The organism is Inquilinus sp. NPDC058860 (genome assembly GCF_042743185.1).
GTDB lineage: Bacteria > Pseudomonadota > Alphaproteobacteria > DSM-16000 > Inquilinaceae > Inquilinus.
On record NZ_JBHYMS010000032.1, the window covers coordinates 24,233 to 46,206 of the forward strand.

At 68.6% G+C, this 21,974-nt stretch carries 18 protein-coding genes; 7 read left to right on the forward strand and 11 right to left on the reverse strand.

All coding sequences use genetic code 11. The annotated features are described in order from the left end of the window. The first annotated feature begins 4 nt into the window (after nt 1-4). Nucleotides 5-1,507, forward strand: a complete 1,503-nt coding sequence (locus ACFW16_RS21195; protein ID WP_380308654.1) for a M81 family metallopeptidase — start codon at nt 5-7, stop codon at nt 1,505-1,507. 26 nt (nt 1,508-1,533) lie between these two features. On the opposite strand, the gene ACFW16_RS21200 is transcribed toward ACFW16_RS21195, so the two are convergent. Both ACFW16_RS21200 and ACFW16_RS21205 read right to left on the reverse strand, forming a co-directional pair. Next, nucleotides 1,534-4,674, reverse strand: coding sequence for an efflux RND transporter permease subunit (locus ACFW16_RS21200; RefSeq protein ID WP_380308656.1), 3,141 nt, complete (start codon nt 4,672-4,674; stop codon nt 1,534-1,536). A 22-nt stretch (nt 4,675-4,696) separates the two neighbouring features. Further along, nucleotides 4,697-5,935 carry an efflux RND transporter periplasmic adaptor subunit gene (locus ACFW16_RS21205; protein WP_380308658.1) on the reverse strand — a complete coding sequence of 413 codons (1,239 nt, stop codon included), beginning with the start codon at nt 5,933-5,935 and terminating at the stop codon, nt 4,697-4,699. Nucleotides 5,936-6,199: 264 nt separating this feature from the next. On the opposite strand from ACFW16_RS21205, the gene ACFW16_RS21210 reads away from it, so the two are divergent. Both ACFW16_RS21210 and ACFW16_RS21215 read left to right on the forward strand, forming a co-directional pair. Continuing rightward, complete coding sequence (locus ACFW16_RS21210; RefSeq protein WP_380308660.1) at nt 6,200-6,556, forward strand: hypothetical protein; 357 nt, start codon at nt 6,200-6,202, stop codon at nt 6,554-6,556. After that, the gene (locus tag ACFW16_RS21215) at nt 6,553-6,834 is read left to right on the forward strand and encodes a type II toxin-antitoxin system RelE/ParE family toxin (protein WP_380308662.1); all 282 of its coding nucleotides are present in this window, start codon (nt 6,553-6,555) and stop codon (nt 6,832-6,834) included. Before ACFW16_RS21210 ends, ACFW16_RS21215 begins: the two co-directional genes overlap by 4 nt. A 28-nt stretch (nt 6,835-6,862) precedes the next feature. On the opposite strand, the gene ACFW16_RS21220 is transcribed toward ACFW16_RS21215, so the two are convergent. The 3 genes from ACFW16_RS21220 to ACFW16_RS21230 form a co-directional block, all read right to left on the reverse strand. Further along, a complete protein-coding gene (locus ACFW16_RS21220; protein WP_380308664.1) occupies nt 6,863-8,020 on the reverse strand; it encodes an iron-containing alcohol dehydrogenase in 1,158 nt (385 codons plus the stop codon). A 143-nt stretch (nt 8,021-8,163) separates the two neighbouring features. After that, nucleotides 8,164-9,546 carry an aldehyde dehydrogenase family protein gene (locus tag ACFW16_RS21225; RefSeq protein ID WP_380308666.1) on the reverse strand — a complete coding sequence of 461 codons (1,383 nt, stop codon included), beginning with the start codon at nt 9,544-9,546 and terminating at the stop codon, nt 8,164-8,166. Nucleotides 9,547-9,659: 113 nt separating this feature from the next. Further along, the gene (locus ACFW16_RS21230) at nt 9,660-10,745 is read right to left on the reverse strand and encodes a nucleoside hydrolase (protein ID WP_380308668.1); all 1,086 of its coding nucleotides are present in this window, start codon (nt 10,743-10,745) and stop codon (nt 9,660-9,662) included. 114 nt (nt 10,746-10,859) lie between these two features. Here ACFW16_RS21230 and ACFW16_RS21235 point away from each other — a divergent pair, with 114 nt between their 5' ends. Continuing rightward, nucleotides 10,860-11,366 (forward strand): GNAT family N-acetyltransferase, encoded by a 507-nt coding sequence (locus ACFW16_RS21235; RefSeq protein ID WP_380308670.1) that lies wholly within the window; start codon nt 10,860-10,862, stop codon nt 11,364-11,366. Nucleotides 11,367-11,605: 239 nt separating this feature from the next. Here the strand turns inward: ACFW16_RS21235 and ACFW16_RS21240 are convergent, their stop codons facing one another. Then, on the reverse strand, nt 11,606-12,523 hold the full coding sequence (locus tag ACFW16_RS21240) for an alpha/beta fold hydrolase (RefSeq protein ID WP_380308672.1): 918 nt from the start codon (nt 12,521-12,523) through the stop codon (nt 11,606-11,608). A gap of 78 nt (nt 12,524-12,601) precedes the next feature. On the opposite strand from ACFW16_RS21240, the gene ACFW16_RS21245 reads away from it, so the two are divergent. Next, a complete protein-coding gene (locus ACFW16_RS21245; RefSeq protein ID WP_380308743.1) occupies nt 12,602-13,228 on the forward strand; it encodes a TetR/AcrR family transcriptional regulator in 627 nt (208 codons plus the stop codon). Between the two features lie 94 nt (nt 13,229-13,322). Here the strand turns inward: ACFW16_RS21245 and ACFW16_RS21250 are convergent, their stop codons facing one another. From ACFW16_RS21250 to ACFW16_RS21270, 5 genes are all read right to left on the reverse strand, one after another. After that, on the reverse strand, nt 13,323-14,315 hold the full coding sequence (locus ACFW16_RS21250) for a methyltransferase (protein WP_380308674.1): 993 nt from the start codon (nt 14,313-14,315) through the stop codon (nt 13,323-13,325). 100 nt (nt 14,316-14,415) lie between these two features. Beyond that, entirely contained in the window at nt 14,416-14,832 is a 417-nt protein-coding gene (locus ACFW16_RS21255) for a nuclear transport factor 2 family protein (RefSeq protein ID WP_380308676.1), read from the reverse strand. Between the two features lie 29 nt (nt 14,833-14,861). Continuing rightward, complete coding sequence (locus tag ACFW16_RS21260) at nt 14,862-15,770, reverse strand: aldo/keto reductase (protein WP_380308678.1); 909 nt, start codon at nt 15,768-15,770, stop codon at nt 14,862-14,864. A 23-nt stretch (nt 15,771-15,793) separates the two neighbouring features. Then, nucleotides 15,794-16,894, reverse strand: a complete 1,101-nt coding sequence (locus ACFW16_RS21265; RefSeq protein ID WP_380308680.1) for a type III polyketide synthase — start codon at nt 16,892-16,894, stop codon at nt 15,794-15,796. Nucleotides 16,895-17,659: 765 nt separating this feature from the next. Then, a complete protein-coding gene (locus ACFW16_RS21270) occupies nt 17,660-18,430 on the reverse strand; it encodes a DeoR/GlpR family DNA-binding transcription regulator (protein ID WP_380308681.1) in 771 nt (256 codons plus the stop codon). 231 nt (nt 18,431-18,661) lie between these two features. Here ACFW16_RS21270 and ACFW16_RS21275 point away from each other — a divergent pair, with 231 nt between their 5' ends. Further along, complete coding sequence (locus ACFW16_RS21275; protein ID WP_380308683.1) at nt 18,662-19,528, forward strand: phosphotransferase; 867 nt, start codon at nt 18,662-18,664, stop codon at nt 19,526-19,528. Continuing rightward, nucleotides 19,525-21,969: an FAD-dependent oxidoreductase gene (locus ACFW16_RS21280; RefSeq protein ID WP_380308685.1), complete on the forward strand. Its 2,445-nt coding sequence runs from the start codon at nt 19,525-19,527 to the stop codon at nt 21,967-21,969. The genes ACFW16_RS21275 and ACFW16_RS21280 overlap by 4 nt, the downstream gene beginning before the upstream one ends. The last annotated feature ends 5 nt before the right edge of the window (nt 21,970-21,974 follow it).

Genomic DNA, 21,974 nt, shown 5'->3' on the forward strand with positions numbered 1-21,974 from the left:
CGGCATGCGGATCGCGGTCGGCGGGTTCCAGCACGAGACCAACAGCTTCGCCACGGCGAAGGCCGGCTTCTCGCAGTTCGAGACGGCCGACGGCTGGCCCGGCCTGTCGCGCGGTGCGGCGCTGGCGCCGGCCCTGGCCGGGATCAACCTGCCGGCCGCCGGCTTCCTCGCCGCCGCGACGGCAGCGGGGCACGAGATCGCGCCGCTCTTGTGGTGCTCGGCCTCGCCCTCGGCGCCGGTGACCGACGACGCCTTCGAGCGGATCACGGCGATGCTGGTCGAGGACCTGCGCGCCGCCGGCCCGGTCGACGCCGTCTATCTCGACCTGCACGGCGCCATGGTCACCGAGAGCGTGCCGGACGGCGAGGGGGAGATCCTGGCCCGCATCCGCGCCGTGACCGGGCCGGACGTCCCGATCGTCGCGAGCCTGGACCTGCACGCCAACGTCACCCGACGGATGGTCGAGCTGTCCGACCTGCTGGTGCCGTACCGCACCTATCCGCATGTCGACATGGCCGAGACCGGGGCGCGGGCGGCGGCGCTGCTGGACCGCATCCTGTCCGGCTGGCGGCCGGGCAAGGCGTTCCGGCAGGCGGAGTTCCTGGTCTCGCTGGTGGCGCAATGCACGCTCGCCGACCCGGCGCGCCGCCTCTACGCGCTGATGGCAGAGCTCGAGCGCCGGCACGACGTCTCGCTCGGCTTCTCCATGGGCTTCCCGGCGGCGGATTTCGCCGATTGCGGGCCCAGCCTGGCCGGCTACGGCGCCGATCCCGCGGCGCTGGCTGCGGCGGTCGACGAGATGACGGCGGCGCTCGCCGCGGCCGAGCCGGAGTTCGTGCCGGTGCTGCTGCAGCCCGACGCGGCGGTGGCCGAGGCCCGGCGCCTGGCGGCCGGGGCGACGCGGCCGGTGGTGCTGGCCGACACCCAAGACAATCCCGGCGGCGGCGCCGAATCCGACGGGGTGGTGCTGCTGCAGGCGCTGATCCGCGGCGGCGCCGAGGGCGCGGTGCTGGGCCTGCTGGCCGATCCGGCAACGGCGAAGGCGGCGCATGCGGCCGGCGTCGGGGCGGTGCTGGACCGCGGCATCGGTGCCGGCAGCGCCTATCGCGGGCAGCAGCCGCTGCGGGCGGCCTGGACGGTGGAGGCGCTGGGCGACGGCCGCTTCACCGGCACCGGCCCGTTCTACGGCGGCAACCGCATGCAGCTCGGCCCGATGGCGCTGCTGCGCCATCCGGGCGGCGTCCGTGTCGCCGTCAGCAGCCGCAAGCAGCAGGCGGCCGACCAGGCGATGTTCCGCCATCTCGACGTCGAGCCCTCCGCCCAGAGGATCCTGGCGCTGAAGAGCTCGGTGCATTTCCGCGCCGATTTCGAGCCGATCGCCGAGGCGGTGCTGGTGGTCGAAGCGCCGGGCCCCAACCTGGCGGACCCCGCCGCCCAGCCCTTCACCCGTCTGCGCGACGGCGTCCGCCTGCGCCCGCTGGGTCCTGTGTTCTTCCGGCGTCGGTAAGAACCCAGCCGACTTCTGCGTTGCCTCTATTCTGCGGGGGCATGGCTGGGGGCGGTCTTGGCCCCCGCGCCCTTCGCCCCGCGCCGGAGCCAGCGGCCGAAGGACAGGGCGCCGTGGGTCAGGTCCTCGACATAGAGGTACAGCACCGGGGTGATGTAGAGCGTCAGCATCTGCGACACCACGAGCCCGCCGACCACGGCCAGGCCCAGCGGCTGGCGCAGCTCGGCACTCGCCCCTTGGCCGACCGCGATCGGCAGCGCGCCCATCAGCGCCGCCATGGTGGTCATCATGATCGGCCGGAAGCGCAGCGTGCAGGCGCGGTAGATCGCATCGCGCGCTGGCAGCCCCTCGCTGCGCTGCGCGTTCAGCGCGAAGTCGATCATCATGATCGCGTTCTTCTTGACGATGCCGATCAGCATCAAGACGCCGATGATCGCGATCACCGACAGGTCGGTGCGGAACAGCATCAGCGTGCCCAGCGCGCCGATCGCCGCCGAGGGCAGGCCGGAGAGGATCACCAGCGGATGGGTGAAGCTCTCATAGAGAATCCCGAGCACGATGTAGATCGTCAGCACCGCGCCGAGCAGCAGCAGCCCCTGGTTCTGCAGCGACTGCTGGAACACCTGGGCGTTGCCAGCATAGGCGGTGGTGATGGTCACCGGCAGGGCGATGTCGGACTTGATCCGGTCGATCTCCGCGGTCGCGTCGCTGAGCGACTTTCCGGCGGCGACGTTGAAGGAGATGGTGACGGCCGGCAACTGCCCCTGCTGGTTGACCGACAGCGGCCCGGCCGTGCGCTCCACCGTGGCGAAGGCGCCGAGCGGCACCAGCTGGCCGTTGGAGGAGCGGACATAGATCTTGTCGAGCGAATCCGCCGACCACGGGAAGGCGGGGTCGAGCTCGAGTATCACCTCATAGCTGTCCACCGACGTGAAGATGGTCGAGATCTGCTCGGTGCCGAAGCCGCCATAAAGCGTCGAGCGCAGCGCGTCGCTGGTGACGCCCAGCTGGGCCGCCTTGTCGCGGTCGACCTTCAGCGTCGCCTGCAGGGCGTTCAGCTGCAGGTCGCTGACCACGTCCTGCAGCACCGACGATCTGCGCATCCCGGTCGTCATCTTGCCGGCCCAGTTGTACAGCTCCTGCTGGTTCAGGCCCTGCATCACGAACTGGTATTGGGCGGAGGAGGTGCGGCCGCCGACCCGCAGGTTCTGCACCGGCACCATGTAGCTGTCGATGCCCGAGATCGGGCCGAGCTGGCGCCGCAGGTCGGAGATCACGGTGTCGAGCGGCGGGCGCTCTTCCTTCGGCTTCAGCTGCACGAACAGCCGGCCGGAGTTCAGTGTGCCGCCATAGCCGTTGGTGCCGACGCTCGACACCACGTCCTGGACATAGGGCGATTTCTGGAACACCTCGCGAACCTGGTTCTGCAGCCCGATCATGGCGTCGAAGGACACGTCCTGCCGGGCCTGGGTGGTGACCTGCAGCTGGCTCAGATCCTCGGTCGGGAAGAAGCCCTTCGGGATCGCCTGGAACAGCAGCATGGTGCCGGCGATGGTGCCGAAGAACACCAGCAGCATCACCGGCCGGTGCGCCAGGCACCAGCGCAGCGTCCGCGAGTAGAAGCCGAGGATGGCGTCGAAGCCGCGCTCCAGCGTCCGGCCGATCGCCCCTTCCGGCTTCTCCTCGTCATGGGCGTGCAGGAAGCGCGAGCACATCATCGGCGTCAGCGTCAGCGACACGAAGGCCGAGGCCGCGATCGACATGGTCACGACGACCGCGAATTCGTTGAAGATCCGGCCGACCACGCCGCCCATCAGCAGCACCGGGATGAACACCGCGACCAGCGACAGGGTGATCGACAGGATGGTGAAGCCGATCTCGCGGCTGCCCTTCAGCGCCGCCTCGAAGGGCTTCATGCCCTCCTCGATGTAGCGGACGATGTTCTCCAGCATCACGATCGCGTCGTCGACCACCAGGCCGACCGACAGGGTCAGGCCGAGCAGGGAGATATTGTCGATCGAGAAGCCGCACAGATACATGCCGGCGATGGTGGCCACCAGCGAGATCGGCACCGTGATCGTCGGGATGATGGTGGCCGACACGCGGCGCAGGAACAGGAAGATCACCATCACCACGAGCGCGATGGTCAGGCCGAGCGTGAACTGCACGTCGGTGACCGCCTGGCGGATCGAGGTCGACCGGTCGTTCAGCACGCTGATCTTCACCGAAGGCGGCATGTCGGCGCTGAACTTCGGCAGCAGCTCCTTCACCGCGTCGACGATGGCGACGGTGTTGGCGTCGGGCTGGCGCTGCACCGCCAGCACGATCGACCGGTTCTGGTCGAACCAGCTCGCCGTCTGGTCGTTCTCGACGGAATCGATCACCTTGGCGACGTCGCCCAGCCGCACCGGCATGCCGTTGGGCGAGGCCACGATCAGGTCGGCGAAGGCCTTGGCGTCGTACATCTGCGTGTCGGCCTGCAGGATCAGCTGCTGCTGCGGGCCCTGCAGGGTGCCGACCGGGGTGTTGACGTTGGCGGCGGCGACCGCCTTCTGGACGTCGTCGACGCTGATGCCGCGGTGGTTCAGCGCGTCGGGGTCGACCTGGATGCGGACGGCGTATTTCTGGCTGCCGTAGATCGACACCTGGGCCACGCCGGTCAGCGTCGACAGGCTGGGCGAGATCACCTGCTCGGCATAGTTGTCGAGTGTCGACAAGGGCAGCGTGTCGCTGCTGACCGACAGCAGCATGATCGGCGCGTCGGCCGGGTTGACCTTGCGGTAGCTCGGCGGCGAGGTCATCTCCGGCGGCAGCTTGCGCTGCACCGCGGTGATGGCGGACTGGACGTCGGCGGCGGCGGCGTCGATGTCGCGGTTCAGGTCGAATTCCAGGGTGATGGTGGTCGACCCCTGGGTCGAGGTCGCGGACATCGACTGGATGCCGGCGATGGTCTCGAACTGCTTCTCCAGCGGCGTCGCCACCGAGCTCGCCATCGTGTCCGGGCTGGCGCCGGGCAGGCTGGCCGAGACGTTGATCACCGGGAAATCGGTGTTGGGCAGCGCCGCGATCGGCAGCTGGCCGAAGGCGAACAGCCCGGCCATGACCATGGCGACCGTCAGCAGGGTCGTCATCACCGGGCGGCGGATGCAGAGCTCCGAGAGGTTCATGGCTCTTGTCCCCGCGCCCGGATCAGGTCGGGCTGACGGCGGAGGCGACGCCGTCCGCGCGCGGCGCCGCCGGGGCCGTGCCGGCCGTCTTCTCGGTGATGCGGCTGCCCTGCATCAGCCGCAGCTGGCCCTCGGTCACCACCTTCTCGCCCGGCTTCAGCCCCTGGGCGACCACGGCGGTGTCGCCGACCGTCCGCGCCACCGTCACCGGCCGCATCTCGGCGGTGCCGTCGGGCCTGGCGACGAAGACGAAGGCACCGTCCTGGCCGGCCTGCAGCGCCACGGTCGGCACCGTGATGGCGTTGTCCTGGGTGCCGAGCTGCAGCGCCACCCGCACGAACTGCCCCGGCCACAGCGCGAAGGCGCCGTTATCGAAGGTCGCCTTCAGCGGGATCGTTCCCGATTTGGTGTCGACGGTGCTGTCGATGAAGCTCAGCTGGCCGCTGGCGATGCGGCGCTGGCCGTCGCTGTCGAAGGCCTCGACCTTCGGCGGGGCCGGGCTGGTCATCGCCGCGCGGATGGCGTCCAGGTTCCGCTCCGGCACGGTGAAGGCGATCCGGATCGGCGTCATCTCGGTGATGGTGACCAGGCTGGTGACGGCGCCGCTGGTGGCGTTGCTGTTGGTGGTGTTGGCCTTGACCAGGTTGCCGGCGGTGACCGAGACGACGCCGAGGCGGCCGGTGATCGGCGCCCGGATCTGGGTGTAGGACAGGGTCAGCTGGGCCTGGTCGAGATTGGCCTGGTCTGCGGCGACGCTGGCCTCGGCCCCCTTGGCGGCGGCCATCGCCAGGTCATAGGCCTGCTGCGAGACCGCGCCGGTCCTGACCAGCGGCTTGTCGCGCTCGACATCCGCCGCGGTCTGGTCGCGCTGGGCCTGGTCCTTGGCCAGGTTGGCCTGGGCCAGGGCGACGGCGGCCTTCGGCGGCTTGTCGTCGAGGGTGAACAAGAGGTCGCCGGCCTGGACGGTCTGGCCGTCGGCGACATGCACCTGCATCACCTGGCTGTCGATGCGGGACGTGACCAGGACGGTCGAGATCGGCTCGACCGTGCCGATGGCGGAGATGGCGGTGGCGACCGGTTTCTGCTCGACCGAAGCGGTGACCACCGGGATCGACCGGCCCGCGTTCTTCGCGCCGGACTGGCCGGCCTCGGCGGTCTTGCCGCTGCGCTCGATCGCGTCGGCGTTGCCGAAGCGTTGCCATGCGACCGCGGCAACGGCGATGCCGAGGACCGCGACGACCCCCAAAACCGAGCGCTTCATGGCCTGATTCCCGCAGCCGGACTGCACCGGAAAAACGCCTGCCCGCCCCGGTGCCTCACCGACATGTAAGACTTTTGTGCACTGCGATGGGGTTAATAATTTTCAATGCGGCAGATGCGACGGAATGCAAAATGCCGCACGAGTGATGGGATCCGGCGCAGCCGTATCCGAACCAAGAATGGTCGAGCGCGAGTATCCTTTGACTAGACAATCAGCAGCGATTGCAATTCAATGAGTAGCCAATCGCTTGGTAAGAGATAGACAATGGCAAAGGACATGCTGCTGACCGTCCGGATGGACGCCAAGTTGCACAGGGCGTTCATGGACGCGGCACACGCTCTGGACCGGCCTGCGTCCCAGGTCGCACGGGATCTGGTGCGAGGCTTCGTGCAACGGCAATCGCGAACCGTCGAGTTCGAGGAGGCCATGCGCCGGCACGAGGCCAGGCTGGCACAAGACGTGCCGCAGGGCACCGAGGAGGAGTACCTGGCGTTCCTGGCGGAGAAGGTTCGGCTCGGCCGCGAGGACATCGCCGCCGGCCGCACCGTTTCGCATGAACAGGTCGTCGCCGAGGGCGAGGCAAGGCGAGCCGAGCTGCTGAAACGGCTCGGTAAGCGGTGAAGGTTGAATGGACCTCGCGCGCGCTTCGCGACAAGGACGACATCTTCCTCTACATCGCTGCCGATGACATCGATGCGGCGTCCCGCATGGACGCTCTGTTCGACGAGGCCGCTGCCCGGCTGGCCGAGTTCCCGTATCTCGGTCATCTGGGCGATCAGCCCGGTACGCGGGAGATCCTGCCGCACCGGAGCTACCGGCTCGTCTACGAGATCAGGGACGGAACTGTGTTCGTTCTGACCCTGATCCATACGGCCAGGCTCTGGCCGCCGGCCCCCTGACAGAGGGAAGGACGGGAGGGCGGCGGCCTTACAGCCGCCCGTTCACCGCATCCACGAACACGGCGCGCAATTCGTCGGCCTTGACCGGCTTGGCGTTGCTGCCGGTCGACGGGTCGGCCTCCGCCATCCGTCCGATCTCCTCGGCCCGGTTGTCGCCGATGCCGATCTCCTTCAGCGTGTGCGGGATGCCGATCTCGCGGCGCAGGTCCAGCACCCAGATCAGGACGGTGTCGAAGCCGGGCTTCGACAGGTCGATATAGCGGCCGAGGCGCTCCATCCGGCCCGCGATGGCGTCGCGGTTGTGGACCATGCAGTACGGCATCAGGATGCCGTTCAGCAGGCCGTGATGGGCGTCGTACAGCGCGCCGAGCGGGTGGGCGAGGGAGTGGATCGACCCCAGCCCCTTCTGGAAGGCGGTGGCGCCCATGCTGGCGGCGACCAGCATGTTGCTGCGGGCCTCCAGGTTGCGGCCGTCCTTGACCGCGACCGGCAGCCAGTCCCGGATCAGGCGGATGCCCTCCAGCGCGATGCCGTCGGCCATCGGGTGGAAGCCGGGGGCGCAGAACGCCTCCAGGCAATGGGCCAGCGCGTCCATGCCGGTGGCGGCGGTGACATGCGGCGGCAGGCCGAAGCTCAGCTCCGGGTCGGCGATCACGACGACCGGCATCATCTTCGGATGGAAGATGATGCGCTTCACATGCGCCTCCTCGTCGGTGATGACGCCGGCGCGCCCGACCTCCGACCCGGTGCCGGCGGTGGTCGGAATGGCGATCACCGGGGCGATCCTCGACGCGTCGGCACGGGTCCACCAGTCGCCGATGTCCTCGAAATCCCACAGCGGGCGCGACTGGCCGGCGTGGAAGGCGATGGCCTTGCCGGCGTCCAGCGGGCTGCCGCCGCCGAAGGCGATGACGCCGTCATGGCCGCCGGCCTTATAGACCGCGACGCCGTCGGCGACGTTCTTCCCGGTCGGGTTCGGCTTGACGTCGCTGAACACGGCGGTCGGGATGCCGGCGGCCTCGTTGGCGGCAATGGCGTCGGCGATCATCGCCAGCTTGGCCAGGCCGGGGTCGGTCACCAGCAGCGGCCGCTGCAGGCCATGGGCCTTGCACAGGTCCGGCAGCTCCTTGATCCGGCCGGGGCCGAACTTCACCGCGGTCGGGTAGTTCCAGTTGCCTTTGAGCATCGGTGGACTCGCTCGGACTTGGTTGTGAAGGCCCCTTATTGTCATCACCGGGCTTGACCCGGTGATCCAGGGGCCGTTGAGGGCGGTGCTTGCCGCCCCTGGATGCTCGGGTCAAGCCCGAGCATGACAGGAGGGGGCGCCGGTCAGGGAAGCCGCAGGTGGAAGGATTTCGGCCGGGTGAGATAATCATAGCCGAGGGTCGAAAGGGTGCAGCCGCGGCCGGACTCCTTGACGCCGGTCCAGGCCAGGGCCGGGTCCAGATAGTCGCAGCGGTTCAGGAACCAGGTGCCGGTCGCCACCTGGTCGCCGATGGCGATGGCGGCATCGACGTCGCGGGTGAAGACCGACGCGGTCAGCCCGTAGGGGCTGTCGTTCATCAGCCGCACCGCCTCCTCGTCCGACGCCACCTTCATGATGCCGACGACCGGGCCGAAGCTCTCCTCGGTCATCACCCGCATCGAATGGTCGACGCCGGTCAGCACCTGCGGCGCCAGATAGGGCGTGCCGGCCTGGTCGGCGGCGAAGCCCCTGACGTCGATCAGGGCGCGGGCGCCCTGGCGCACCGCTTCCGCGGTCTGACCGCGCACGAAATCGGCGGCCGAGGCGCGGACCATGGGGCCCAGCGTCGTCGCCTCCTCGGTCGGGTCGCCCAGCACATATTGCCGGGTCAGCTCGACCGCGCCCTCGACGAAGGCGTCATAGACCGAGGCGTGGACATAGATCCGCTCGATGCCGCAGCAGGACTGGCCGGAGTTGAAGAAGGCGCCGTCGACCAGCGTCTCGACCGCGTGCTTCAGGTCGGCATCGGCGCGGACATAGCCGGGGTCCTTGCCGCCGAGCTCCAGCCCGACGCCGACGAAGCGGCCGGCCGCGGCCTCCTCGACCGCGCGGCCGCCGGGGACCGATCCGGTGAAGGCGACGAAATCGACCGCGCCGCTGCCGATCATCTTTGCGGTGGTCTCATGGTCGGCGTGGATGTGCTGGAACACGCCCGGCGGCAGGTCCCTGAGCGCCTGGGCGAAGCGTTCGGCACATAGCGGGGTCTGGTGCGAATGCTTCAGGATCACCGCATTGCCGGCCATCAGCGCCGGGACCACGGCGTTGACCGCGGTCAGATAGGGGTAGTTCCAGGGGGCGACGACGAAGACGATGCCCAGCGGGTCGCGCCGGATGAAGCGGCGGAAGCCCTCCTTCGGCCCGACGTCGATGTCGGCCAGCGCGCCCTCGGCGACCGAGATCATGTAGCGCGCGCGCTCCTCGAAGCCGCGCACCTCGCCGGGGGTGTAGCGGACCGGCCGGCCCATCTGCCAAGTGATCTCGCGCGCGATCTCCGGCCCGGCGGCGACGAAGGCGTCGACCGCGGCGGACAGCAGGCGCGCCCGCTCCGACACCGGCACGCGCCGCCATTCGGCCTGGGCCACCCGGGCGCGGGCCAGGGCCGCCTCGGCCTCGGCCGGCGTCGCCAGCGGCCGCTCGACATAGATGCCGCCGTTCACCGGCGTGATGGTCTTCAGGATTTGGGTCATTCGGGAACTCGGGACTGCCTCTCTGCGGCGCGCATCTTGCGGCCATCGCCCGGGATTTCCCAAGAGGGATCGCGGCCCGGACCGGGCCGCGTCCGACGCATGGCCAAGCAGCCCTAATTCATCGCCGCGATCGGCACCGGCCGGGTCATCAGGTCGACATAGAGGTCGAAGAAGCGGCGGTTGTCGAACTGCTTCACCACCTTGATCTTCTGCAGCAGCCTGGTCGGCTGCTCCTGCCAATAGCCGAAGGTGCGGCCGTAGCCGGGACCGAAGGCGATGTCGACGTCGACGAACAGCTCCTCGACCTTGGTCGCGTAGCTGGGGTCCACCAGATAGGCGAGGGCGAGCGTGTCGAAGACGTTGACGGTCGCCTTCGGATCCTTGGCGAAGGCCTTCGCCATCCAGGTGTCCTTGAACAGCGCCGGGATCGGGCCGCCGGCGGCGACGATGCGGTCGTAGTCGGGCTTGGTCAGCTGGGTGATGTCGGTGACGTCGAGGGGGATGACGGCCTGGTCGATCGGCTCGCGCATGACGATGCGCGTCGCCTCCGGGTCGATCCAGACATTCATCTCGGCGGCGGGGGTGGTGTTGCCGCGGACGTCGAAGGCGCCGGCCATGTAGACGATCTTCTTGATCAGCGGCACGATCTCCGGGCTCTTGCGCACCGCCAGCGCGATGTTGGTCGCCGGGCCGATCACCAGCAGCGACACCTCGTGCGGGTTGGCCTTCACCGTGTCGACGATGAAGTCGATCGCGTCCTCGTCGCGCAGCTTTGCCTTCTGGGCGAAGCCGTCCGGCGGCGCCACCAGGTCGGCATCGGCCGGCTGCGGCCGATGGAACGCGGTCTTGTAGCTCTCGCCGAAGCCGAACAGGGTGCGCTCGCTCTCGAAGCTCTCCGGGTCGTGCACCAGCGGCAGGTTGGCGCCGGCATGGACGCCGACCTTGTCCGCGATGCCCAGGCGCTCGACCGCGCGCAGCGCGTCCGCCACCTCCTGCTTCAGCCAGTTGTTGCCGGTCACCACTGTGACACCCAGCAGGTCGATCACGCCCTGGCGGTCGAGCTGCGCGGCCATGATCAGGACCTGGCCGTCATCCCCCGTGGTGCTGAAGTCGGTGTCCAGGATGACCTTCTCGGCGGCCACGGCCGGTGCCGCAGCCAACGCCCATGCTGTCACGGCGGCGGCGATCCATCGCTGCATCTTCTGTGCCTCCTCCTGCGCGGACCTGCGTCCTTCCGGTTGGGAGGCGGCGGTCCGGTGTCCTACGATGGCACGCTTCGGCCGCCGCCTGCAGCCGGTACGACACGGAACGCCATGACGATCGAGCTATGCGCCCTGCGCGCCGAGGATCCGGCCCGGATCGCCGCGGTCGAGGGCGGTGCGGCCTGGAACGCGGATGCCGCGCTCTGGGCCGGCTATCTCGCCGACCAGGCCGCCGGCCGGCGGACGGTGCGGCTCGCCTGGAACGGCGACTGGCCGGTCGGCTACGGCACCCTGGTCTGGGAGTCGGATTATCCGCCGTTCCGGGCCGGGGCGGTGCCGGAGATCAACAATCTGGTCGTTGCCGCCTCGGCCCGAGGCCGCGGCATCGGCTCGGCCCTGATCCGGGCGTTCGAGGATCTGGCCCGCCAGGCCGGCCGGGAGCGAATCGGCCTCGGCGTCGGCCTCTACGCCGATTACGGCCCGGCCCAGCGGCTCTATGGCGGGCTCGGCTACCGGCCGGACGGAAACGGCATCACCTGGCAGGAGCGTCCGGTGGTGCCGGGCGACTCGGTGCCGGTCAACGACGACCTCGTGCTGTGGCTGATCAAGCGGCTGTGAGCGCCCAAAACGCCGGCATCGGCCTCGGAAGAGGGCAAAATTTGGGCAAATCTCTCCGTGATCAATTTTTAATCTGATTTCGCTTGCAGCGGCCGCCGCGACATGCTTATGTTGCAGTGCGATATGCAGTGATGAGCTGCTGTCGTAACGCACTTCTTGGGCGTTTCCTCCCTAAACTCGGGCCGCAGCAATGCGGCCTGTTTTTCTTTTGGGGGACAGGCCAACCCCCGATCCGCCGCTCAGGCCCGGGCCGAAGCCGTCACGAAGGCGGCGAGCTCCCGTCCGAACCGGGCCGGCTCCTCATAGAAGGGGCTGTGGCCGCTCTCCGCATAGACCGAGAGGCGGCTGTCGGGATGGAGCGTCTTGATCCGCTCCGACATCGCCAGGCGGACCAGCCGGTCATGGACCCCATGCGTCAGCAGGATCGGGCCGGCATAGGCCTGGAACACCGGTTCCAGATCCGGCGTCGTCGTCTTGACGAAACCCTCCCCCACCGCCCGCGCGGCCATGCCGTTGACGACCAGCATGCGCTGCAGCTCGACGCCCGTCGGCGGCTGGTGGAAGCAGGCTTCGAGAAAGCGCGCCGTCTCCGCCGTCCGCTCGGCCAGGTCGGGCGAGGTGGTGGTGCGGGCGAAGGTGCCCGCCAGCGGCGTCAGCAGGTCGGGCGACAGCTTGGTGACCGCGTCGACCAGGTTGATCCCCGCGACCTGCGCGCCGCCATATTTCCGCAGATACGCGCCGGCCACATAGCCGCCGAGCGACCAGCCGACCAGGACGGGGCGGCGGAGCTTCGCGCCGGCGATCACGACGTCGACGTCGTCCGCCCACCGGTCGGCATACGCATAGGCGTCGGGGGAGGGCGGCTTGTCCGAATCGCCATGGCCGCGGAGGTCGAAGCGGACCAGACGGAAGCCGGCCAAGGCCGGGTCGGCGAACTGCTTGTCCCAGCTCAGGCGGCTCTGGCGCAGCCCGTGGATGAACAGGATCTCCGGCGCCTGCGGGTCTCCCTGCGCCTCACCTGTCAGCGTCGTGCCGTCCGAGGACCGGACGGAGAAGGTCTCTTGCGGCTGCGGCGCGGCGAACCCGAATCTGGCCTGGGCGGCCAGGGCGGCGAGGCCGGCCGCGCCGGCCAGGAAGCTGCGTCGTGAGGGGCTCATCAGCGTCATCCATGTTGTTTATCGATCACTAATCAACTTGTTTGACGCCGGCCGTCAAGATGTTGTTTAGTGGTCGATATGGAACCGGATGCGAAATCGCGCGGCGGGCGGCCGTGGAGCTTCGACCGCGACATGGCGGTCGAGACCGCGATGCGGCTGTTCTGGCGGCACGGCTATGAAGGGGTCTCGGTCGGCGACCTGACCAAGGCGATCGGCATCGCGCCGCCGAGCCTCTATGCCGCCTTCGGCAGCAAGGCCGGGCTCTACCAGGAGGCGCTGAACCGCTACGAGCAGAGCCTCGGCTCGCTCGACATGATGCCCGTCGCCTCGGCCGCCACGTTGGCGGAGGCGGTGCGGCGGCTGCTCGAGTCGGCCGTCGGAGCCGTCACCCATCCCGATCGCGAGCGCAGCTGCATGGTCTCCAGCGGCATGACCGCCTGCCATCCCGACCACGCCGCGCTGGCCCGCGATCTCGCCACGCGGCGCGACGCCATGCGCAAGCGGATCGCGCAGGCCCTGGCGCCCTTCGCCGATGCCGGCGAGGCGGGCCGCCTCGCCCGGCACCTGGTGGCGGTCATGCAGGGCATCTCGATCCAGGCCAAGGACGGTGCCTCGCCGGCGGAGCTGCAGGAGATCGTCGAGGACATGGTCGCGGGCGTCGCGGCGCGGTCGTCCGGCGGTGGACAAAGCCATCGGGGGGCATGAGGCATGGCCCGACAGCAACTGCAGCAGGTGCGCCACGCCGACGCATTCGGACCCTGGTCGAGCCGATCGGCGCCGACACGGTGATGCGTGGAGTTCAGGGTTTGCGGCCGATGACTGCGCCGTTGGCGGCGGGGGCATCGAAGCGGATCGTCTTGATGTCCGTGAAGCCGGCCGCGGTGAGCCAGTCACCATACTCAGCGGCGGTGTAGCTCCGTCCCCAGGTCTCGATGAGCATGTTGAGGCTCATCAAGGCCGCGCCGACCGGCCCGTCCTTGGTGTCGTCGACGAGCTGGTCGGAGATGATGACCTGCCCGCCGGGCGGCAGCGCGGCAAAACATTTGCCAAGGATGGCGCGGCAGTCATCCTCGGCCCAGTCATGCAGGATCATCGACAGCAGGATGGCGTCGTATCCGGCGGGCAGTTGCGCATCGGCGAAGAAATCGCCCTCGACGAGGCCGATGCGGTCACCGAGGCCGGCCTGGTCGATCTTGGGCTTGGTCAACGCACAGACGAAGGGCAGATCGTACACGGTCGCCTTCAACTGCGGATAGCGGTTGCACAGGGTAATGTCGTTGGCCGCTCCGCCACCGCCCACATCCAGCAGCCTCCTGACCGCGGACAGGTCCGTCGCGTCCGCCAGCACCCGGGATGTGGTGATGGACAGCGCGTACATCGCCTCCCAGAAGATGCCCACCAGCGTCGGATCCTCGCCGTCGAACAGCGATTTCTGGCGGGTCGGGTCCCAGGTGAGGGGCCGGTTGCCGTACAGGGCGTCCTTCAGGCGCATCCAGGCCGGGTATTCACGGCGGTCGGCCATCTCGACCCAGCCGCCGAAGTACTGGGGTTTGCCCTGGACCAGGTACTCCTCGGACATCGGGGAGTTGACATAGTGCTCGCCGCGCCGCTCCAGCAGCCCCAGCGCGGCACATGCGGTGAGGAGCATCTCCGATGGACGGCGCTCCATGCCGTATTGCCGGGCGCATTGTTCGATGGTGAGGCCCGGCGTGCCGGAGAGGCGGGTGAACAGCTGGAGCTCATGCGCCACCGCCAGTATCTTCGCGGCCCAGAAGCCGGTGACCAGGGCCATGAGGGGCTCGGCGCTCGGCGCCAGGTCGGGAGATGTCACGGCAGTCGATTCCTTCGGTGAGAGTGGGGGGCGATCGTCGGCGATCGGTGCAGGAGTGCGGTCAGGTCGCCGCGGGCACGGCCTCGCCCGTGAGGAAGCGACCGAGGGCGGCCGCGTCGTAGGCGTTCTCCCAGTGCTCGATGACCCGGCCGTCACGGAAGCGCCACAGCCCGCAGAAGGGCATCCCGATGTCGCGGCCGTTCAGGCGCGCGCGCAGAACGCCCAATACGGCTCCGAAATGGTCGTTGGCGGTGATGTCCTGAACCTCCATGACCAGCGTGTTGGCCGTCAGGCGGATCAGTTCGAGCTCGTGGGCGAGAACGGCGTCCTTCCCCACGACCTGTGGTGGTCCGCCCGAGGCGCCCCGATCCGCGGTGTGCAGCACGACGTCGTCATCGGTGTGCTCGGCGATGCGGCTGAGGTCGGCGTAGATGGCGCGCAGCGTCTCGATGTTGGGATGCGCGTTTGGCCTGGTCATGAGCTCCTCCGTCGGTTGCGGGTGGCCGGTCACCGCTCCGGCCGCCAGATCGCGGGCTTCACCCGGTCGACCGCAGCGGTGATGGCGGCCATGTCGGCATCGCTCAGCCGGAGGTCGGCGGCGCGTGCGTTCTCTTCGAGATGGGTGATGGACGTGGTGCCCGGGATCAGCACCGTGGCCGGGGAGTGGTGCAGCAGCCAGGCGAGGGCGAGCTGGGACGGGGTCGCACCATAATCCGCGGCGATCGGGGCAAGGACGCTGTCGGACCCGACGAGGCCGCCATGCCCCAGCGGGAACCAGGGAATGAAGGCGATGTTGTGCCTTTCCGCATGGCGCAGGGTGTCCTCGTCGGTGCGGTCGGCGATGTTGAACAGGTTTTCCACCGCGACGATGTCGGCGACCGCGCGGGCTCGGGTCAGCTCGTCGATCGTGACCCCGGGCTGCCCGGACAGCCCGATATGGCGGATCTTGCCCTGCTCCTGGAGGCGGGCGAGCTCGCCGATCTGGTCAGCCAGTGGTACGGCCGGGTCGATGCTGTGCAGCTGGTAGACACGGATGCATTCCAGGCCGAGGTTGCGAAGGCTCAATTCGACCTGCTGGCGCAGATACTCGGGACGGCCGAGCGGCACGATATACGGCGGACGGTCCTCGCTGTGGATCCAGTCCTTCGGGCCCGAGCGAAGCATCCCGCCTTTGGTGCAGATCACCAGGTCGTCAGGGTAGGGGTGCAGGGCACGACGGATGATCTGTTCGTTGTTGCCGGGGCCGTAGGAGTCGGCGGTGTCGATGAAGTTGATGCCGAGGTCGACGGCGCGGCGCAGCAATCGGATGGCGCCCTCGGGATCGATCGGGTCGCCCCACATTCCGGGACCGGTCAGGTGCATCGCGCCATAGCCCAGGCGATTGATGGACAGGTCGCCTCCGATGGTCAGCTGCATGGTGGTCTCGGTCTCTACGACGGTCATGACGTGGCCTCCTTGGCTGGAACCAGAACTTCTGCGATCGAGGGAGGGGTGTTGGTGACCCAGGTGCCTAGGGTGATCTCGGCGGTGATGCCCGGCCCGAATCCGGCGACGATGCCGTGCGCGCCGTCGGGAACGATGCCCGCGACGAACAGGCGGCGCAGGGCGTCCAGGACGACGGCGGATGCGATGTTGCCGTGCTCGGTGAGGGTGGCGCGGCTGTGGGCGAACATGCCGGGCTCGACGCCGAGGAAATGCGACAGGTCATCGAGGATGCGCGGGCCGCCGGCGTGGATGACGTAGAAGTCCAGGGCGGAGGCGTCCCATCCGTGTTCGGCGGCCACGGACCGCAGCTCCGGGGCGAGCTGCTCCATCGTCCTGGGCACCCTCCGGTCGAGGCGAAAATGGAAGCCTGTGGCCTTGACTGCATAGGAGATCCAGTCCTCGGTGCCGAGGACGAGGCGCGATCCGTTGCGGGCCAGGGACATCCCCGTGCCGCCCTCGCCACGCACCACGGCAGCGGCCACCGCATCGCCGAACAGGCCGTTGGACAGCAGGTTGCCGACGCTGAGATCGGTGGGCTGGTAGCACAGAGAGCAGAACTCGCACGCGACGATGAGCACATTGGCTCCGGGGTGAGCCAGGCAGAAGTCGTGGGCGCGGTTGATGGCGGCTCCGCCGGCGGCACAGCCGAGCTGGGCGATCGGCAATTGCCGAGTATCGCTGCGGAAGCCGAGCTGATTGATCATCCAGGCGGTGAGCGACGGCATCATGAAGCCGGTGCATGAGACGTAGATGATCGCGTCGATCCGGTCCGCGGTGACCCGCGCATTGGCCAGGGCCTCGTCGACCACGGCCGGGACGCGTGCCTTGGCCTCGCGCACATAGACGAGGTTGCGCGCCTCGAAGCCCGGGTGGCGCAGCGCATCCTCGATCGGCTGCACCAGGTGACGCTGGCGGACGCCGGTGTTGGCGACCAGCCGCAGGACCAGCGGCAACTCGGCGTGATCGGCGTGGAGCCGCCTGGCCAACTCCAGAGTCTGCTCCATGCTGATGGTGTGTTCAGGCACAGCCACCGCCGGACAGCAAAGTACTGGCATCACACACTCCTTGCTGTGGGAACCAGGCAGAGACAGCTGAGCAGCGGGGAGTCCCCGATGCCCCGGATTCCGTCGTCTATTGGAGCCGGCCGGGCCCTTGCCGCGGGATCTCGACGATCACCGCGGGCCGGGACTGAGTTGATTGCGGAAGCCCGCCGCTCAGCCTCGGATTTCTTGCGCGCCCACCATCGGCGTGGCGGGCATGGCCCACCTGGCCGAACGACCCCGGTACATGTTCGATGATGTCGATCGCCCGTTCCGCGCCAACACAAATGCCCCTGACTGAGTCAAGATGATCTGCATGCTTTACCCTTTCGGACTAAAGCGCCGAACGCACGGCTGAGTCGATATCCTCTATTTTCATTATGGTCGGAAATCATCCGTAAGAACGACTCATATCGATCTGCATGATGGAGTCAAGAATTTATTTATGACTATCAATTTATGTGGTTAATTTGGGCGTTGATTTAGATTTTTAGAAATTTATGACTCACAGTCATCTACAAATTCTATAATTTTAAATATAATTTTTCTAAAACAGACGGAATTTGTGGGAATACGGCCCATTAAGTTCCGTGCGTATTGATGTTCACGCGATTGATCGATAATTGATCGAGATGTTCGATCGTTAATAACATTAAGAGATCACAGGTATATGGAGCTCTGTTGCTTCGCCTGGCGGCACCATGCTGTCGCGTTGGAGGCGGTCGAGCTGCTGCGGCCACCCGACGGGGGCCGAGGTCTACCGGACGCCCGAAGCCTGATCTACGTCCTGTCCTCCGGCACCGCGATCCGCACCCCGGCGGCGTCGCAGCGGCGGGCGAAGTCGGGCGGGGGCGGGCGGTCGGTGAGGACCAAGTCGACATCGGCCAGGCTGCACACCTTCACCGGCGCCTCGCGGCCGAACTTGCTGTGGTCGGCGATCACCCAGGTCTCCGCAGCCTGGGCCATCGCCGCATGCGAGAACTCGGCCTCGAACAGGTGGAAGTCGACCAGCTCGCCGCGGCCGTTGATGCCGCCGACCGACAGCACGGCGCAGCGCACCTGGAACTGGCGCAGGAAGGCGATGGCGGAGGGGCCGAAGGCGGCGACGTCGTCGCCATTGACCTCGCCGCCGCACAGGAAGATGCGGTTGTCGTTGCGCGGCGCCAGGCGGCAGGCGATCTCGGCCGAATTGGTCACCACCACCAGCCGGGAATGATGCGCCAGCGCCTGGGCGACATAGGCCGAGGTGGTGCCGTTGTCGAGGATGATCGGGTCGCCGTCGGCGATGCGGGCGGCGACCAGGGCGGCCACCGCCTGCTTGGCCTCGCGGTGGCGCTGCATCCGGCGCTGGAACGGCGGCTCCTCCAGCCCGTCCGGCAGCATCACCCCGCCATGGAAGCGGATCACGGCGCCGGTCTCGATCAGCGGCTTGACGCTGCGCCGGATGGTCTCGGTCGAGACCTCGAAGCGGCGCGCCAGCGCGGCGATGCTGCAACTGCCGGATTCGCGCACGGCGTGCAGGATCTCGCCCTGCCAACGGTTGGACAACATCGGCCCTGCGGCGTTCCCTCGCTCCGGACAATGGCCCTAGCATATCGGCCGGGCCGGACGGCGTGTCCAGCTTCGATCGCGGTCAACCGTCAGATTGAGGTGGGTTTGTCACGCGGCGAGCGCCGTTTTCAATAAGAAGCCACATCTTGATTTGGCTTTGTGTGGATTTGCGGTGCTTCGAGATTGACGGCGGGGATGGCACGGCCTATCCGTCGGTCAGGGAGGCGGGAAATGCCGGAGGCATCGGACATCATCGCCGGGCTGGGCTGCTGGAGCGGGCGTGTCATCGTCGCGCCGCTGGCCGGCGGGCTGACCAACCGCAACTACCGGGTCGACGACGCCGCCGGGATCCATGTCGTGCGGCTGGGCGCCGACATCCCGCACCATCACATCCTGCGCTTCAACGAGCTGGCGGCCAGCCGCGCCGCCGCAGATGCCGGCATCTCGCCCGCGGTGGAGCACGCCGAACCCGGCATCCTGGTGACCCGCTTCGTCGCGGGCGAGACGCTGACGCCCGAGCGGGTGCGGCAGCAGGCGCCGCGGGTGCTGGAGCTGGTGCGCCGCGTGCACCATGAGATGCCGGCCCATCTGCGCGGCCCCGTCCTGGCCTTCTGGGTCTTCCACGTGCTGCGCGACTACGCCCACGCCCTGGAAGGGCGGCGGCCGGCGGCGGAGCTGGCCGGGCTGCTCGATCGCGCTGCGCGATTGGAGGCGGCGGTGGGGCCGGTCGAGCTGGTGCTGGGCCACAACGACCTGCTGGCCGCGAACTTCATCGACGACGGCCGGCGGCTGTGGCTGGTCGACTGGGACTATGCCGGCTTCAACAGCCCGCTGTTCGACCTCGGCGGCCTGGCCTCGAACAACGGCTTCTCGGCGGCGGAGGAGGCGGCGATGCTGGACGCCTATTTCGGCGCCCCAGTCTCGACGGATCTGCGCCGGCGTTACGCCGCGATGAAGGCGGCGTCGCTGCTGCGCGAGGCGATGTGGAGCATGGTGTCGGAGATCCATTCGACGCTGGAGTTCGACTACGCCGCCTATACCGACGAGAACCTGCGGCGCTTCGAGAGCGCCTGGGACGACTTCCAGAGGATGCCATGAACGCCTTTCCCACCCAGGCCCGCGCCGTGGTCATCGGCGGCGGCATCGTCGGGGTCTCGACCGCCTATCACCTCGCCCGGCTGGGCTGGGCGGACACGGTGGTGATCGAGCGGCACAAGCTGACCTCCGGCTCCACCTTCCATGCCGCCGGCCTGGTCGGGCAGTTGCGCTCCAGCGCCAGCATCACCCAGCTGCTGGGCCATTCGGTGCGGCTCTACACCGAGCTGGAGCGCGAGACCGGCCTGGCCACGGGATGGAAGATGAATGGCGGGCTGCGCCTGGCCTGCACCGAGGCGCGCTGGACCGAGTTGAAGCGCCAGGCGACCACGGCCCGCAGCTTCGGGCTGGAGATGCACCTGCTGTCGCCCAAGGAGGCGCAGGAACTGTGGCCGCCGATGCGGGTCGACGACCTGGTCGGCGCCGCCTTCCTGCCGACGGACGGCCAGGCCAACCCGTCCGACATCACCCAGTCCCTGGCCAAGGGCGCGCGCATGGCCGGCGCTGCGATCTGGGAGGACACCGAGGTCACCGGCATCGAGACCAGGGACGGTCGGGTGACGGCGGTCGTGACCAGCCGCGGCCGCATCGCCTGCGAGGCTGCGGTGAATTGCGCCGGGCAATGGGCGCGCGAGCTCGGCCGCATAGTCGGGGTCAACGTGCCGCTGGTGTCGGTCGAGCACCAGTACATGGTGACCGAGCCGATCGCGGGCGTGACCCGCACCTTGCCGACGCTGCGCGACCCCGACCGGCTGACCTATTGGAAGGAGGAGGTCGGCGGGCTGGTGATGGGCGGCTATGAGCCCAACCCGATCGCCTGGGCCATCGACGGCATTCCCGAAGGCTTCAACTTCCAGCTGCTGCAGCCGAACTGGGATCACTTCCAGCAGATCGTCGAGCTGGCGATGGGCCGCGTGCCGGCGCTGGAGACGGCGGGGGTGAAGGAGCTGATCGCCGGGCCGGAGAGCTTCACCCCGGACGGCAACTTCATCCTCGGCGAGGCGCCGGAGCTGCGCGGCTTCTATGTCGGCGCCGGCTTCAACGCCTTCGGCATCGCCTCGGGCGGCGGCGCCGGCAAGGCGCTGGCGGAGTGGATCGCGGGCGGCGAGCCGCCCTACGACCTGTGGCCGGTCGACATCCGCCGCTTCGGCCGGGCCCAGGCCGATGTCGACTGGGTCCGCAGGCGGACGCTGGAGCTGTACGGCAAGCACTACGCCATCGCCTGGCCGAACGAGGAGCATGCCAGCGCCCGGCCGCTGCGCCGGTCGCCGCTGTACGACCGCCTCAAGGCCCAGGGCGCCTGCTTTGGCGAGAAGCTGGGCTGGGAGCGGCCGAACTGGTTCGCGGCCGCGGGCGAGGCTGCCGAGGAGATCCCGAGCTTCGGCCGGCCGAGCTGGTTCGCGGCGGTGGTGCGCGAGCACCGGGCGACCCGCGAAGCGGTGACGGTGTTCGACCAGTCCTCCTTCGCCAAATTCGCGATGGTCGGCCGGGATGCCGAGGCGGCGCTGTCCTGGATCTGCGCCAACGACGTGTCGCGGCCGCCGGGCACGCTGATCTACACCCAGATGCTGAACGCCAGGGGCGGCATCGAATGTGACCTGACCGTCGCCCGTCTGGCGCCGGACCGCTACCACATCACCACCGGCACCGGCTTCGCCACCCACGACTTCGACTGGATCGCCCGCAGCATCCCGGCCGGCGCCGACGCACATCTGGTCGACGTCACCTCGTCCTACGCGGTGCTCAGCCTGATGGGGCCGAAGGCGCGGGACGTGCTGCAGGCGCTGACCCGCGACGACGTCTCCAACGCCGGCTTCCCCTTCGGCCGCGTCCGCCGGATTGCCGTCGCCGGCGCGCCGGTGCTGGCGCTGCGCATCACCTATGTCGGCGAGCTGGGGTGGGAGCTGCACATCCCGACCGAGTTCGCCGTCGGTGTGTATGAGGCGGTGATGGCCGCGGGGTCGGCGCACGGCATCGCCAATGCCGGCTACCGCGCGATCGAGACGCTGCGGCTGGAGAAGGGCTACCGCGCCTGGGGCAGCGACATCGGGCCGGACCATACGCCGCTCGAGGCCGGGCTCGGCTGGGCGGTGAAGCTGAAGACGGGCATCCCCTTCCAGGGGCGCGAAGCACTGGAGGCGCAGCGCGGGCAGCGGCTCAAGAAGATCCTCGCCACCTTCACGGTCGACGACCCGTCGGTGGTGTTGCTGGGTCGCGAGACCATCCTGCGCGACGGCAAGCCGGCCGGCTGGCTGTCCAGCGGCGGCTTCGGCCACACGGTCGGCAAGCCGATCGGCCTCGGCTATGTCCGCGACCCGGCCGGTCTGGACCGCGAGGCGCTGCTGGGCAGTCGCTACGAGCTGGAGGTCGCGACCGAGCGGGTGCCGTGCCGCGTGCATCTCGATCCGCTCTACGATCCGCGGATGGAGCGGGTGAAGCAATAGTGCGT